Origin of the sequence: Phaeobacter gallaeciensis DSM 26640, from assembly GCF_000511385.1 — a bacterium.
In the GTDB taxonomy this organism is placed as follows: domain Bacteria; phylum Pseudomonadota; class Alphaproteobacteria; order Rhodobacterales; family Rhodobacteraceae; genus Phaeobacter; species Phaeobacter gallaeciensis.
Map to the genome: position 1 here is coordinate 38,710 of NC_023142.1, position 15,940 is coordinate 54,649.

The following is a 15,940-nucleotide window of genomic DNA, read 5'->3' on the forward strand; positions in this document are numbered from 1 at the left end:
ACCGGGAGGAACAGAACAGGGGCAGACTAGTCTTCAAGAGCCGCGAGGACCAGTATAAAATCTCTGCTCTGGGTTGATTTTGTGGGGGTGGCTTGAGGTGCAGGCCGGACGCGCCGCTCTTGTCGCAAAGAGGCGCGCCTGATCTCAACAGGCGCTGATCAGAGCGCGCCTGCGCGGCTGAAGACGCCGAAGAAGTTGCCGATGATATTGGAGATGGTCAGCGCGTCATTCACTGGCGCCTCGGTGGCGATCAGGAGATCCCCGGAGTTGATCTGAAACCGGCGCGCCGAGAACAGCCCATCGGCCGAGGTGAGGTCCAGCGTAAACACCACCCGGGGCTGGCGCGGGCCCCGCTGGCCGGGCGCAAGCGCGCTGTCGGGGTATTCGCGCAGCACCAGAAGCCCCTGCGGGTCGGCGCGGCTGTCCTGGAACCCGCCGGCCACCGACATCGCATCCATTGCCGACATCTGATCCTTGGTGAATGTGTGCAGATCCTCACGGCCGGTGGCCCCGAAGGAGAGGAAATAGCGCGCGTCCTCTTCCACAAACACCCGGTCTCCACCGCGCAGGAGCGTGTCGCGGCGCGGATCATTGAGCAGGGTCTCCACCGAAGTGCCATAGATGCTGCGCCCGCGCACCAGACGGATCTGTGGATTGTTGAGGCTGGCGCTGATGCCGCCGCCTGCTGCAATCAGCCCCATCACCGTGTAATTGCGATCCGGCATCGGATAGGTGCCGGGGGTCTCAACGCCGCTGACCAGATCCACCGAATTGCCGCGCCCTTCGGTCATGTCCAGCTGCAGCTGGGCCGAGGGTACGATTTCTTCCATGGCAGTTTGCAGGCGTTCGCGGGCCAGGTCCGGGGTCAGCCCGTTCACATTCACATTGCCCACATAGGGCATGAAGATGCTGCCATTGGCCGCCACTGTCACATCCTGCAACTGCACCATTTTTTCATCCGGGGTGGTCAGCAGGGAATTGTCGCTGCTGTCCCAGATCCGCAGGGTCAGCAGATCGCCGGGCTGGATGATCTGGGTCTTGGCGCCTTGGGTGGCGCCGATCCATTTCAGTGGGCGTTTGCCGCTATGGGCCCCGCCGCTTTCCGGGCCGGTTTTAGGCCAATGAGCCACCGTCGGCAGAAAGGCGCGGGTGACGGGATAGAGCGCGAAATCAGCATCGGCATCATCGGCGGTTTTCAGGATCTCTTCGCTGGCGGGGGCGCCACCGGGCAGGCGACCGCAGGCTGCCGGCAGCAGGGCGAGACCAAGAGCGGCAAGCAGGAGGGAAAGACGGCGCATGAGGATCCTTGTCCGAAAACAGCCGGAAACGGCTTGATTTTTGTTCCCCGCAAGATACTGGGCATGCAGACTGCGTCAACCGCAAGGACTGCGGGAACAGGGGGGCTGATGCGTTTTCCACCCAGATTGACACCCACATTGATCCTGGGCGCCTCCGGGCGGATCGGCGGGATCCTGCGCCGCCAATGGGACTCTGCCGGGGCGGACCTGCGCTGGCAGCGGCGGGCGTGGCCTGACGGGGCAGGGTCTGACGCACAAGCCTGGCATGTCTTTGATCCGCTGGCGGATCCAGAGGCGCTGGCCGAGGCGGCGCAGGGCGCAGCCGCGATCCTTTGTCTGGCGGGGCCGGTGCCCGGCGGCGCGGCGGGCCGGGATCTGAGTGCGCGCCAGCTGGTGCAACATCGCGATCTGGCGCTGGCCACACTTGAGGCGGCGGCGCGTGTGCGCGACGCAGAGACAGGGGAAGGGGCTGAGACCGGGACAGGCGCGCCGCGGGTGCTGCTGGCCTCGTCGGCGGCGGTCTATGGCGCGGCCCCCGGCCCCCTTAGCGAAGACATCCCGCTGGCCCCGCTGGCCCCTTACGGGGTGGCCAAGGCCGAGATGGAACAGGCCGCACAGGCGCGTGCCGCCGAACTGGGGCTGGAGATAACCCTGCTCAGGATTGGCAATATTGCCGGTCTTGATGCGATCTTGGGCGGCTGGCGGGCGGGGTTCTGTCTGGATCAATTTGCCGATGGGCAGACGCCTCGGCGCAGCTATATCGGTCCCCGGACCCTGGCGGAGGTGCTGGCGAGTCTGATCCGCTGTCCCGATCTGCCGCAGGTGCTGAACATCGCCCAGCCGGGCGCGGTGGCGATGGGCGATCTGTTGCAGGCGGCGGGGCTTGAGTTTGCCCGCAGGCCCGCGCCCGCGCAAGCCATTGCCGAAGTGCAGCTTGACGTGACGCAGCTGATCGGGCTTTTGGCGGATCAGCCTGCGGCTTTGCCCGCCGCCAGCCCGCAGGATCTGGTGGCTGAGGCCCGCGCGCTGGCCCTGCTGCCCGCTATCTGACCTGTCCGAACCAAGAAGGATCCCCGCATATGACCTGGCGCAAACGCCTCTTTGATCTCTTCTTTGCCAGCCTTCTGGTGGTGGTTCTGGGCCCGGTGCTGCTGGGGCTGTTGGTCTGGCTGCTGCTGAAGGAAGGCCGTCCGCTGTTTTACGTGGCTGAACGGATGAAGGGCGTCGATCAGCCCTTTGCCCTGTGGAAACTGCGCACCATGCAGGTGGTGGAGCAGGACACCGGGGTCTCCGGCGGCGACAAAACGGCCCGCATCACCAAGACCGGCGCCTGGCTGCGCGCCAAGCGGCTGGATGAATTCCCCCAGCTGTGGAACATCCTGAAGGGGGATCTCTCCTTTGTCGGGCCGCGCCCGCCGCTGCGCCAATATGTCGAGGCCAATCCCGCGCTCTATGCCCGGGTGCTGAAATCGCGCCCCGGGGTCACCGGGCTGGCCTCCATCACCTATCACAAACATGAAGCCGCGTTGCTGGCGCGCTGCACCACTTCTGAGGAAACCGACCAGGTCTATTCCCGCCTCTGCGTGCCGATGAAGGCGCGGCTGGATCTCATTTACCAGCGTCACCAGAGCATGTGTTACGACTTTGATCTGGTGTTTCAGACCATCGGCAACCTGTTCCGGCGCGGCTGAGGGGTGAGTCTGCGGAGCGATTCGGCGATTCGCCCCGGTCCGAGCGGGCGTGTCCTGCCCAGGCCAGCATCCTTGGCGGCAGCTGCGTGCCGGGAGATCAGCCGAACCATGCATCAGGCTTGCACAGACGCTGCACAGAGGCGCTAAAACGGGCAAATCACCGTCAGGCGGCGCTTTTTTGCTGCCCGCGGTTTTGTGTTAGCCCTGAAATACGTCTAAAGTGATGCTTGGGGCGCCCATGAAACCCCCGGCGTAGGGCCTGTCACACCTGCTCCGGAGGAGACAAAAGGCACCTGGAGGAATAGACGACGCGAGACACATCCCGATGCCAGAGAGACCCATCACATACGGGTCCGGGGATCTGGCGCGGGAGATTGATAAAAACGCATTTGAAACGATGCACGCCAGAAAAATCTCGGCGCCACATCGGGACATATAAACAGGCCGCCCGGAAAATCAGGCGGCCACCGGGGACTGGAAGTGGGGACGGCCAGGGATGTTCAATCTGATCAGTGCGCTGTCACGCAAACAGAAATCTTATATTTTTCTTACCATTGATCTGACCCTGATTCCGCTGGCGCTGTTCCTGACCTTTCTGGTGCTGCCACTGCCGGGATCCGCTCTGGCCACGCTGGCAGCGATGCTGCCGGTGCTGCCTTATGTGCTGGCGCTGGCGGCGGCAGTGGCGCTGTGGCTCGGATTGCCCAAGGTGCAGCTCAATGCCTATGAACGCCATGCGGTCGGGCTGACGGCGCTGCTGGCCTCAATCACCGCCGGGGCCACGGCGGGGCTGACGCTGCTGTTTGGTCCTGATCTGCCGCCCGGCACCCATGTGGTTTTTGCCACCACCTATTTTCTCTGCCTGCTGGCCGCCCGCGCGGTGCTCTATCAACTGGTGGTGGCGATTTACCGCCGCGCTCAGCCCCGCTGCCGGGTACTGATCTACGGGGCCGGTACCACCGGCGCCCAGCTGGCTCAGGCGCTGAAGGCCCATGACGGCATCGATCCTGTTGCCTTTGTGGATGACAATACCTCCTTGCAGGGGGTGACGCTGGTGGGTTTGCCGGTGTTCCCGCCGGCCCGCATCGCCGAGATCGCCGAGGCCCGCCAGATCAAGCGGGTGTTGCTGGCGATGCCGTCGCAGAGCCAGCCCAAACAGGCCCAGATCATCCAGCGACTGCAGCGGATGCAGCTGGAGGTGCAGGCGCTGCCCTCCTTTGCCCAGCTCATTGGCGAGGAGGCGCTGGTGGACAAGCTGACCCCGGTGGCGCCGCAGAATTTCCTGGGCCGCGCCACCCGCGATGTGCCCCTGCAGGAGGCCAGCGGATCTTATCAGGACCGGGTGGTGCTGGTCTCTGGCGCCGGCGGTTCCATCGGCTCCGAGCTTTGCCGTCAGGTCTTGGCCTGCCAACCACGCAAGCTGGTGCTTTATGAGCTGTCGGAGCTGGCGCTTTACACCATTCATCAGGAACTGGAGCAACAGGTCGAAGGCACCGGGATCGAGCTGGTGCCGGTGCTGGGTTCCGTGACCGATCCGCGTCAGGTGCGCATGGTGCTGGCCCATCACGGGGTCCAGGTGGTGCTGCATGCGGCGGCGTATAAACATGTGCCGCTGGTTGAGGCCAACCCGCTGCCCGGTCTGGCCAACAATGTCTTTGGCACGCAGACATTGGCCCGGGCCGCCGCGCGCAGCGGCGTGGAGCGGTTTATCCTGATTTCCTCGGACAAGGCGGTGCGCCCGACCAATGTGATGGGCGCCTCCAAACGCATGGCGGAACTGGTGGTGCAGGATCTCGCCACCCGCAATCCCGGCACCGTTTTCACCATGGTACGCTTTGGCAATGTCCTGGGGTCTTCGGGCTCCGTGGTGCCGCTGTTTCAGGAACAGATCAGCCGCGGCGGTCCGGTCACTGTCACCGATCCGCGCGTCAAACGCTATTTCATGACCATCCGCGAGGCGGTGCAGCTGGTGCTGCAGGCCGGCGCCGAGGCGCTTGGGGGGGAGGTCTTCGTACTGGATATGGGCGAGCCGATTTCAATCCTGCAGCTGGCCCGTCAGGTCATCGAAAGTGCCGGTTATTCCGTGCGGGACGACGATCACCCCGACGGCGATATCGCCATCGATATCATCGGCCTGCGGCCCGGGGAAAAGATGCAGGAAGAGCTGACGCTCAGCTCGGATCTGATCACGACCCGCCACCAGAAGATCTTCTGCGCCCGCGAGGCGGTGCTGTCGGAAATCGAGGTCGCAACCCTGATCCGGGGCCTGCGTCAGGCGGTGGCCGCCGGCGACGAAAGGGTTGCACGGGCTCTGATCAAACGCTGGGTTGAGGGCTACCGCGCCCCGGAAGAGGGTCGCAAGACCTCCTGAACGCGCCTTGGATCCGCCTTGTTGGCCGGAGCAGGAGGGCTGTGACGAGCCTTGCAGGTGGCACTATAGTTTACGGGTCACAGGCTGCTCAGCAGCGCGTATCAGACTTGGCCAGATCGTTGATCCGCCTGCGGGTTTTGTGGTCTAACCGGTCCAGCACCAACCGCAGGGGGCAGGGCGGCAGATCAGCCTTCATTGCTCCGGCATTCCGACCAGACAATAAGGCAGTCCGAAACCCGTGTTCCTTGCTCTACGTTCTCTTCGCGCATCGGCGTTTCTGCACCTTACCTCTGTGGCGCTGCTCGGCCTTGGGGCCGGGACGGCCCAGGCGCAAGACGCGCTCACCACGCCCAAACCGGAGGCGCCGCGCTTCAAACCACTGCCGCCACCCAGCCTCAACTTCTACGGCTCTCCAGGTCTCATCGACATGCCAAGTGCGGACATGCTGCCGGACGGGCAGTTCACCAGCACCTATTCCTGGTTTGGCGGACAGGCCCGCTACAATCTGACCTTTCAGGCCACCCCCTGGCTCAGTGCATCCTTCCGCTACAACGGCATTCAGACCAATGGCGCGCAGATTGGTGGGTTCAGCACCTATTATGACCGCGGCTTTGACGTGCGGCTGCGGCTCCTGCGCGAGGGGCGCTATCGCCCCGCGGTGACCCTGGGTCTGCAGGATTTTGCCGGCACCGGGATTTATGCCGGGGAATATATCGTCGCCACCAAAAATTTTGACACCCCGGCGCTCAGCCATCGCGGCGGCGCGGGTCGGCTGAAGCTGACTGCAGGTCTGGGCTGGGGGCGTCTGGGATCCAACGGTTCCATCGGCAGTATCTCCGGCACCCGTCCGGGGTTTGTTGCTGGCGATACCGGGGGGGAATTGTCCTATGATCAGTGGTTCCGCGGCGAGATGGCGCCGTTTGCGGGCATCGAATGGCAGCCCAATGACCGCTGGGGGTTCAAGGCGGAATATTCTTCGGATGCCTATGTGCTGGAAACCGGCGCCCCGAATGTGTTTGAGCGCAAATCCTCCTTCAACTTTGGCGCCGAATATCAGGCCAGACCGGGGCTGCGGCTGGGGGCCTATTATCTTTATGGCTCGGAACTGGGCGTCACCGCGCAGATCCAGCTCAATCCCAAACACCCCACCCAGCCCATGCGGGTCAACGCGCCAGTGCCGGTGGCGCCGCGCAGCAGCTGGGCCACCGAAGAGCGCCATTGGACCCGCGACTGGGCCACAAGCACCCGCGCCAAGACCACCCTACGGGATGCGCTGGCCGAGGCGTTGCAACAGGACGGGCTGATCCTGGAGGCCCTGACCCTGCCTGCCAATGGCACCGAAGCCGAGCTGCGCTATCGCAATCCGCGCTACCGCGCCCAGACTCTGGCCATTGGCCGCAGTGCGCGCGCCATGGCGCGGCTGCTGCCGCCCTCGGTGGAGACGCTGAAAATCGTGCCGATGCGCGACGGGTTGGCGCTGTCACAGGTGGTGATCCGGCGCAGCGATCTGGAGGCGCTGGAACATAGCCCCGACGCCACCGAGGCGCTCTGGGCGGTCACCGGCCTGCAGGCCGCCGAACCGCTGGCTGAAGACGCGCTGGTCTCAGGCGATCTCTACCCGGCATTTTCCACCTCGCTCAGCCCCTATACCGCGCCCTCCTATTTTGACCCTGAGCTGCCGTTCCGGCTGGATGTGGGTGTGGATCTGAAGGCGTCTTATGCACCAGCCCCCGGCTGGCGCATCGCGGGCACCATCCGCCAGCGCGTCTGGGGCAATGTGAAGGATGGGCGCGCCTCCAATTCGGTGCTGCCGCATGTGCGCACCGATGCGAGGGAATACGCCCAGTTCGGCACCACGCTGAAGAATCTCTATGTCACGCGCCAATGGCAGATGGGGCGCGATCTCTATGCCCGCAGCACGGCCGGGCTGTTTGAAAGCATGTATGGCGGCGTCTCGGGCGAGGTGCTGTGGAAACCGGTCTCCAGCCGTCTGGCACTGGGGGTCGAGGGCAATTACGTGGTGCAGCGCGATTTCGATCAGCGGCTGTCGTTTCGCGATTACAAAACTTTCACCGGCCATGCCTCCGCCTATTACCAGATGGACAAGGGCTATCATCTGCAGGTGGATGCCGGGCGCTATCTGGCCGGCGATTACGGCGCCACCTTTGCGCTGGACCGTGAATTTGCCAATGGCTGGCGGGTGGGCGGATTCTTTACCCTCACCGATGTCTCCTCCGAGGATTTCGGCGAAGGCTCTTTTGACAAGGGCTTCCGCTTCAGCATTCCGCTGGACTGGCTGCTGGGCAAACCCAGCCGCAATACATTCGGCATGACCGTGCGCCCGACCCAGCGCGACGGCGGCCAGCGGGTGCATGTGCCCGGTCGGCTTTATGGACAAATCCGCGAAGCCCATCGCATACAGCTGACCCGACAGCGGGCAAGGATCTGGGAATGATGACGCCTGTAATCACACGCCTTGCCGGGCTGCTATCCCTTCTGGGGCTGCTGGTGCTGACCGCCTGTAGCCGCGGGCCGGAAACCGCCCCCTTGCAGGTCGAACTCTTAGGCAATCTCTCCGATCGGATCGGCGCCCGGCTGTCCGGGGGCAAGGGCAAACAGGCGGCCCGCCCGCCACTGACCCGCGCCGGGCTGGATGAGATCAAAGACCCCTATATTGAGGTCACCATCGAGAAAAACGATGTCTTTGCCTATCTATCACGCCAGCAGCTGCGCCGCGATGACAGCCCCGGCACAGTGGCGGTCTGGCGCACCGAGGACAATATCAGCCTGACCCTGCGCAACGGGGTGCTGGTGGCGACGCGCAATCTTGGCAATGATATCCTGTCCAGTTCAGCGCTGGTCGAAGGGGACACAGGTGGCCCTGTGCGCAGTGGTGCGCGGCGCTATCATATCCGCGGGCTGGACAATGGCGCCTGGCAGCTGGATCTGCTCTGCAGCCGCCGCGATCTTGGCGCCGATCCGGTGGAGATTGTCGAACTGCGCTACCCCACCCGCCACATTGAGGAACGCTGTCACCCCAGCCAACCGGGACGCGGGGGAGAGATCGTCAATGACTATTGGGTAGATTCGCGCAGTGGCCGGGTCTGGCAATCACGCCAATGGGCCGGCCCCAATGTCGGCTATCTGCGGATCCGTCAGCTGACCACAGGCGGCTGACCCCAGGTCTGACGCGCTAAAAACAGGCGGTTTGGGACCATATCCGCCCAAATGAGCGATATCTCGGCAACGGCAGAAAAAAATTTCCAGCCGCCGGGATATTGCTGCTAAAAGCTGCGTTGAATTCACGAGGCAACTCACTTACTCTCGGCTCAACGGTTTCCAAAGGAGTTTTGGACATGAACAAGTTCTTCGCAGCATTCGCTCTGGCCACCCTGGCCGCAACCACCACCGCATCCGCTCAGGATGAAGGCACCCCGACCCTGCTCGGCGGTACTGGCCTTGAGCAAGGCACTCTGATCGCGGGCGGCGTTGCCGGTGCGGTTGTTCTGGGTGTGATCCTGAACGACGACGACGAATCCAGCAGCACCACCACCACCAACTGATCACTTGTGATCTGACGGGTGTGGCAGGATCTGACCGTCCCCCGGCGCGCCTGAGCCGGGGCGGATCCCAGATCCCAGGCTGACATCGTTTTAAGACAGACCATCATCTGATGGGAAAAGCGGGCCAATGGCCCGCTTTTTGCGTTTGGGTCTCAGGATACAGGAGAGGGCCGGTCACCCCACCCGGCGCAGGAAGGCCTTTGTGCGGGGATCCTGTGGCGCATCAAAGATCTGCGCCGGTGGGCCCTGTTCGACAATGCGTCCGCCTTCCATGAACACCACCCGATCAGCGATTTCGCGGGCAAACTGCATCTCATGGGTGACGATCAGCATGGTCTGGCGCTCTTCGGCGACCTTATGCATCAGCGCCAGCACCTCACCCACCCATTCGGGATCCAGCGCCGAGGTCGGCTCGTCAAACAGCATCAATTCCGCCCCCAGCGCCATCGCGCGGCCAATGCCGACACGCTGCTGCTGGCCGCCGGACAGGCTGGCGGGATAGGCATTGGCCTTATCCGCCAGACCGGTCTCCGCCAGAATCTCACGGGCGCGGGCCTCAGCCTCAGCGCGGGGACGCTGTTGCACGGTGATCAGCGCCTCCATGATGTTTTCCGCCGCCGTTTTATTGGCAAACAGCGCATAGTTCTGAAACACAAAGGCGGTGCGCCGGCGCAGGGCCAAGATCTCCGCCTTGCTGGCGCGGGCAGCGTCCACCTCCAGATCACCAATGCGGATCCCCCCCGCATCCGGCGCATCCAGAAAATTCAGGCAGCGCAGCAGCGTCGATTTACCGGTGCCCGAGGGGCCGATAATGACAATGCGCTCTCCTGCCTGAATGGTCAGGTCGATGCCATCCAGCACCACGCTGTCGCCAAAGGTCTTGCGCAGCCCGGTAATGGAAATGGCCGGGCCCTGTGCGATGTCTGTCATTGCGTCACTCATCGGGCATAAGCCTTGTTCAGATGGGTTTCCAAGAGCCGCTGCGCCAGCGACAGCGCCTCCACCAGAATCCAGTAGATCACCGCCACCACCAGGAAGGCCTCAAAGTAGAGGAAACTGCCGGCCGCCTCTTTCTGGGTGGCGCCCATCATTTCCGTGACCCCAAGGGTAAATGCCAGCGAGGTGCCCTTGATCATGTCGATGAAATAATTGACCAGCGTCGGCGCCGCGATCCGGGCCGCCTGCGGCAGCACGATGCGGCGCATCATCTGGCCACGGGTCATGCCGATCGACTGCGCCGCCTCCCATTGGCTGCGATCCACGCCGAGGATGGCGGCGCGGATACTTTCGGCCATATAGGCGGCAAAATGCAGGGTCAGCCCCATGATTGCAGCACTGACCCCATTGATCTGGGTCAGCACCGACAACACCTGCGGCAGCCCGTAATAGAACAGGAACAGCTGCACCAGCAGCGGCGTGCCGCGAAAGAAGCTGATGAACAGCACCACCAGCTGATCCAGCACCGGGATCCGCAGCACCCGCTCCACTGCCAGAAGCGATGCCAGCACCAAGGCCAACGCCATCGCCACCACCGCCATGAACAGCGTCAGCGGCACATAGCTCAGCAGCACCGGCACCAGACCCAGCATATAGGCGATGTCCAACCCCTGCATTTACCGGCTCACTTCTCAGCCGGGGCGGAAACCGCCGTGATATCGGTGCCGAACCATTTTTGCGAGATCTCAGCCAGCTTGCCGCTCTCGCGCAGCGTGCTCAGCGCCGCATCCACGCGGTCGCGCAGCGCCAGACTGTCCGCGTCCTGACGGAAAGGCAGCGCATTCTTGATCTCGGAGAACGGTGCGCCCGCCAACGCCAGCGGCAGCGGGCTTTCCTGGATCAGCTGGGCCGAGGACACCCGGTCCATCACAAAGGCATCGACCCGCCCCAGTGCTGTATCCTGAGCGATATTGGCCTCATAGGTTTTGATCTCGATCTTATCGGCCTCTGGCAGCTCCCGCAGCAATTGCTCGAAGTTGGAACCGAGGTTCACCGCCACGGTCTTGCCCGCCAGATCATCCGGGCCTGCGATGCTGTCCTCATTGCCGCGTTTCACCACCACCTGTGCGCCATCGATGACATAGGGTTGGGTGAAGGCAAATTTGGCGCTGCGCTCCGGGGTGATGGTGATCTGATTGGCGATAGTGTCGATGCGGTCGGATTCCAGCGCGCCAATCAGGCCGGAAAACGACATGGTGACAAATTCCACCTCAAGACCGGTTTCCTCGGCCACGGCGTTCATCACATCCACCTCAAACCCCTGCAGCACGTCCTGACGCACAAAGGTGAAGGGAAAATAGCCACCCGACATGCCCACACGCAGCGTGTCAGAGGCAAAAGCGGACGATGCGGCAGTCAGGCTCGCAGCGGCGGCCGCGGCCCAGGCAAATGTTTTCATCATGTCAGAGATTCCTTTTCTTTTCCGCCCCGACCTAATCCCCCTGACACCGGGGACCAAGATGTCGCGGCACTGACCATGGCAAATAAGCCCGCCTGTTCGCAGGCAGGCCACGGGCGGGGGATCGGTTCACATGACAGACGCCGTGAGGTGGAAAATTGTTCCCCCCTTAGGTGCATTTTTGCAGATTTGTTCTGATCAGGGCGGATAAATACCGGATCAGCGGCAGGATGGCCTGTTTTGGGCGCGCCTCATTGTGGGGCCGAACCTTGCATGATGCGGGCCATATGCCGGGCCAGATCCTGCACATTGGGCTCCTGCAGGATCGACAGATGGGATCCCGGCACCTCGATCAGCTCAAACCCTGCCGCCGCCACCGGCGCCCAGCCCAGCCCCTGACGCAGCCCCTCAGGACTGTCAAAGAGATCATCACCGGCCCGGAACACGGTCAGCGGTGTGGCCAGCGGTTCCGGCGTGTAGCGTTCCACCGATTGCTGGTTGGCCGCGATCAGCGCCTCGATCGACAGCGAGCCACCACCGCCGGTCCATTCCAGCCGTCGCCGTTCAAAGGAATTGCGCAGGGTCTCAATCCGGTGGCGGGCCACATGGCCCAGATAGGCCGGCCCCATGCGCCGGAGCAGCCCCAGATGGGCGCCCAGTCTGGCCCGCCCCTGCACCCGGCTGCGCCCGGCCGGGCCTTCGGCATCAAACAGCGCCAGCAAGCCCAATTCACGCCCCGCCGCCAGCAGCTGACGGGCCAGCTCAAAGGCAAAATAACTGCCCAGGGACACTGCCGCCAGATGCACCACCCCGGTTGGGTAATGGGTCTGGATTTCCTCCAGATACAGTTTTGCGGTGGCGCGCACCCCGGTGGGGGTGCTGCTGTCCAACAGGCCGATGCTCAGCCCATAAACGGGCTGCTCGGGACCAAGCGCGGCCGCCAGCGGGCGATAGAATTCCTCGTTGCGACCCAGCACATGAACTCCAAACAGCGGCGCGCGCGCCATGCCATCCTGAATGATCACCAGATGATCGGGCAGGGTGTGGCCCTCCGGTGTTTCCGGGCTGTCACCGCCCCCATCTCCCGGGCTCAGCGCTTCCGTCAATGCCGCCGCCAGTGCCCGCGGGCTGGGGGTCAGATGCAGCGCCGCCAGGCTCAGCCGTCGGCCCAGTTCCGCCTCGATCCGGCCAATCAGCCGCATCGCCAGCAGCGAGTGGCCACCGCGATCATAGAAACTGTCATCCACGCCCAGATCAGGCTGGCCCAGCAGATCCGCCATCATCGCCATCAGCTGCTGCGCCAGCGGCGAGGGCGGGGCACTGGTGTCAACCGCCGCGCCGCCGTTGCGGCGCAGGCGCAGACCGCTTGATGCCTGTGTCGGCGCGGGCAGGGCGGCCATGTCGATCTTGCCCCCGGCGGTGCGGGGAAACGCCGCCACCGGCACCAGCGCCGGGCGCATATGGGCGGGTAGATCGCGCTGCACCACCTGCTGCAGCGCCGTCAGATCCGGACGGGTATCGCCAGCCCTTTCTTCCGTGCCAGCCGCCCGAATGCCCCGCACCCAACAACAGAGCTGCGCCCCGGGGCTGTCCTTGCCATGCACCGCCGCCAGCGCCTGCAGCTCCGGATAGGCGCGCTCCAGCACCTGCTCCACATGGCGCAGATCAATGCGAAATCCGCGCAGTTTCACCTGCCGGTCCTGCCGCCCGAGAAAGGCCAGCGTGCCATCCCCGCGCCAGGCCGCGCGATCACCGGTGCGATAGATCCGGGCGGCGGGGCAGCTGGCGTGGTGCCCCCCGCCCGTATTCTGCGGCGCAAAGGGATCGGGCCGAAACGCCTTGGCGGTGTCCTCCGGGCGGCCGATATAGCCATCGCTCACCGCCGGGCCGCCGATCCACAGATCCCCCGCGACCCCCGCCGGGGCGAGACTGCCATCCGCCGCCAGCACATAGGCGCGCGCATGGGCGGTGGGGCGGCCGATGGGGACATCCTCGGTTGCCACCACAGACCCGCCCTGATCCAGACCCGGATCATGCAGCGTACAGGTGATGGTGGTTTCCGTCGGCCCATAGCCATTGAGCCAGCGCACCCCCGGCACCAGCTGCTGCCAGCGCGCCAGGGACTGCGGGTTGACCTGTTCACCGCCGACAATCACCAGCCGCACCGAGGGCGGCAGACGACGACCACTGTCGGCCATCACATCACAGAGCACATGCCAGAAGGCGGTCGGCAGATTGAGCACGGTCAGCTCCAGCGCCGCCACCCGGTCCAGAAACAGCCCCGGTGCCCCGATCATATCCGGCGCACGCAGCACCACGCAGGCGCCGGCCAGAAGGCTCGGCAGCACCTCCTCAATGGCGACATCAAAGGACAGGCTGGCAAATTGCAGCATCCGGTCATTGCTCTGCAGCTCAAAGGCGGCGGTGATGGCGCTGGCATGGGCCAGCAGCGCCCGCATTGGCACCCGCACCCCCTTGGGCTTGCCGGTGGACCCGGAGGTATAGATCACATAGGCCAGCCGCCCCGGATCCGGGGCTGGCCGCAGCGGCCTGTCCGGCTGTTCCGATAGCTCAGATCCCGCATCAGGGGCCACCCAGACCAACCCCTCCGGGGTCAGGGCCGCATCGTGCCTATGCGCAGACTGGCCTTTATTAGAGCCAGTATCAGGCCCTGATACCGTGCCATAGTCCGGCCCGCCAATGCCCAGCCTGGTGCCGCTGTCCTTGAGCATATGGGCAATCACTGCAGCCGGATAGGTCGGATCCACCGGCAGGAAGGCCGCGCCGACCTTCAGCACCGCCAGCATCGCAATGATGAACTCCGGGCTGCGCGGCAGGCAGATGGCAATGACATCCCCGGCCGCGGCCCCCTGCGCCTGCAAGGCTACCGCCAGATGATCCGCCCGGGCCTGTAGATCCGCATGGCTCAGCACCGCACCGTCGGGGGCCATCTGCAGCGCAGGGGCATCGGGCATCCGCGCCGCCGTGGCCTCCAGCCGGGTTGCCATGCAGGGCGGGGCCGCCGCCATCTCCCGCGCCAACATCTGCGCCAGCGCCGGATCCGGGCGGCCCTGTTGTAACAGCTGGGTCGCCTCGGCCTCCGGCAACATTTCCAGATCGCGCAGCGCCATATCCGCAGGTGCTGTGGCCAGGCTCTGCAGCAGCTGACACAGATGATCCAGCATGTGCGCCACCTGTGGCCCCGGCAGCACCTCGGGATCATATTCCAGCATCAAAAGCGGCTGAGCATCACCATACACAGCCAGCGTCAGCGGCATCGCCCCCTCTTCGCGCAGCTCGATGCGGCGCTGCTGCCAGGGGCTATCCGGGTCATCGCCCCCCAGGCTGCGCATCCGCATATTCAGGCTGTCGCGCTCAAACATCACCATCGTGTCAAACAGCGGCACGCTGCCAGGCAGCCCGCACCAGCGGCGCATATCCGCCAGCGAGGCCTGTTCATGCGGGCGCAGCGCCACCGCATCGCGCCGCAGCGCCGCCAGCAACCCGTCCACGGTTGTTGACCCGGACAGATGCAGATGCAGGGGCACCGTATTGATCAGGCAGCCCACCGTGCGCCCGCAGCCCTCCAAAAGATAGCGCCCCGAGCGGGTGACCCCGAAGACAGCGCTTTCCCGGCCGCTCCAACGCGCCACCAGCAGCCCCCAGGCGGCATGGATCATATTGGCCAGCGTCGCCGGCCCGGCGTCATTCTCTGTCGCAACCCCACCGGCCCGCTGCACCAGCGCGTGGCGCAACTCGGCGGGCAGCTGCCGGCGCAGGATCTGCTTGCGGCCATGGTCCGCATCACCCGGCGCTGTCTCAGCGGGCCGATCATCCGGCCCGGTCAGCCGGGGGATCTGGTTCGGGGTTTCAAACCCCTCCAGATGCGCCCGGAAAAACGCCTGGCTGTCCGGCTGTTCTGACACATGCGCCACCGCCGGGCTGAAGGCATCAAAGCCGGTCACAGGCGCTGTCGCAGCGGGCAGACCGCCCCCGATCAGCGCCGCAAAGACATCCTCCAGCACCACCGCCATACTGCGGCCATCGACCAGCACATGGTGAATGGTCCAGACCATCACCGAGCGGTTCGGCCCCAGCCGCGCCAGCATCACCCGCCAGGACACCGCCTGTTCCAGCGCACAGCCACGATTGCGATCCTCGCTGAGAAACTGCTCCAGCCGCGCAGCCTGATCCTCCGCCTCCAGCCCCTGCCAGTCCTGGGAGTCCACCCTGACCTGATCAGCGGCCTCATCCATGTCTGCGACCTGCAAGACCGGCAGCGGGCGGCCCTGCCACAGCACCGCACTGCGCAGCACCGGATGCCGCGCGCAGACCTGCTGCCAGGCCAGCCGCAGCGCCCTCGGATCTGGTGCTTCTGCGTCCAGATGCACCACGATCTGTTCCAGATTGACCCAAGGCTTACCCGCAGCGGCACTTTCATACAGCAGCCCCTGCTGCATCGGGGTCAGCGCAATCTCCTGACCGCTGCTGTGACCTTGGTTGCGCTCTCCGGATCCCTCGGCGGGATGACCGGTGCCCGCCCCAAAGGGCGCCTTCATCGCGGCCCGGGTCTCTGATTGTGATTGCGCCTGTGGCTGGGCTTGCGAAAGATCACTCATGAT

At 64.5% G+C, this 15,940-nt stretch carries 11 protein-coding genes; 6 read left to right on the plus strand and 5 right to left on the minus strand.

Annotation, left to right across the window (positions count from 1 at the left end):
- Positions 1-158: 158 nt before the first annotated feature.
- The gene (locus GAL_RS21490) at positions 159-1,298 is read right to left on the minus strand and encodes a polysaccharide biosynthesis/export family protein (protein ID WP_024099273.1); all 1,140 of its coding nucleotides are present in this window, start codon (positions 1,296-1,298) and stop codon (positions 159-161) included.
- Between the two features lie 108 nt (positions 1,299-1,406).
- Here GAL_RS21490 and GAL_RS21495 point away from each other — a divergent pair, with 108 nt between their 5' ends.
- From GAL_RS21495 to GAL_RS21520, 6 genes are all read left to right on the plus strand, one after another.
- Positions 1,407-2,348: an NAD-dependent epimerase/dehydratase family protein gene (locus tag GAL_RS21495; RefSeq protein ID WP_024099274.1), complete on the plus strand. Its 942-nt coding sequence runs from the start codon at positions 1,407-1,409 to the stop codon at positions 2,346-2,348.
- Positions 2,349-2,377: 29 nt separating this feature from the next.
- The gene (locus tag GAL_RS21500; protein ID WP_024099275.1) at positions 2,378-2,989 is read left to right on the plus strand and encodes a sugar transferase; all 612 of its coding nucleotides are present in this window, start codon (positions 2,378-2,380) and stop codon (positions 2,987-2,989) included.
- Between the two features lie 496 nt (positions 2,990-3,485).
- Positions 3,486-5,360 (plus strand): polysaccharide biosynthesis protein, encoded by a 1,875-nt coding sequence (locus GAL_RS21505; protein WP_024099276.1) that lies wholly within the window; start codon positions 3,486-3,488, stop codon positions 5,358-5,360.
- A 292-nt stretch (positions 5,361-5,652) separates the two neighbouring features.
- Positions 5,653-7,815 carry a YjbH domain-containing protein gene (locus GAL_RS21510; RefSeq protein WP_407674864.1) on the plus strand — a complete coding sequence of 721 codons (2,163 nt, stop codon included), beginning with the start codon at positions 5,653-5,655 and terminating at the stop codon, positions 7,813-7,815.
- Entirely contained in the window at positions 7,812-8,537 is a 726-nt protein-coding gene (locus tag GAL_RS21515) for a YjbF family lipoprotein (RefSeq protein ID WP_024099278.1), read from the plus strand. The genes GAL_RS21510 and GAL_RS21515 overlap by 4 nt, the downstream gene beginning before the upstream one ends.
- Before the next feature lie 179 nt (positions 8,538-8,716).
- On the plus strand, positions 8,717-8,923 hold the full coding sequence (locus GAL_RS21520) for a hypothetical protein (RefSeq protein WP_024099279.1): 207 nt from the start codon (positions 8,717-8,719) through the stop codon (positions 8,921-8,923).
- Between the two features lie 174 nt (positions 8,924-9,097).
- Here GAL_RS21520 and GAL_RS21525 read toward each other — a convergent pair whose 3' ends face one another.
- The 4 genes from GAL_RS21525 to GAL_RS21540 form a co-directional block, all read right to left on the minus strand.
- Positions 9,098-9,853, minus strand: coding sequence for an amino acid ABC transporter ATP-binding protein (locus GAL_RS21525; protein ID WP_174888041.1), 756 nt, complete (start codon positions 9,851-9,853; stop codon positions 9,098-9,100).
- An 8-nt stretch (positions 9,854-9,861) separates the two neighbouring features.
- Positions 9,862-10,536: an amino acid ABC transporter permease gene (locus GAL_RS21530; protein ID WP_024099281.1), complete on the minus strand. Its 675-nt coding sequence runs from the start codon at positions 10,534-10,536 to the stop codon at positions 9,862-9,864.
- Positions 10,537-10,544: 8 nt separating this feature from the next.
- Positions 10,545-11,321: an amino acid ABC transporter substrate-binding protein gene (locus tag GAL_RS21535; RefSeq protein WP_024099282.1), complete on the minus strand. Its 777-nt coding sequence runs from the start codon at positions 11,319-11,321 to the stop codon at positions 10,545-10,547.
- 248 nt (positions 11,322-11,569) lie between these two features.
- Positions 11,570-15,937, minus strand: coding sequence for a non-ribosomal peptide synthetase (locus tag GAL_RS21540; protein ID WP_024099283.1), 4,368 nt, complete (start codon positions 15,935-15,937; stop codon positions 11,570-11,572).
- Positions 15,938-15,940 lie beyond the last annotated feature (3 nt).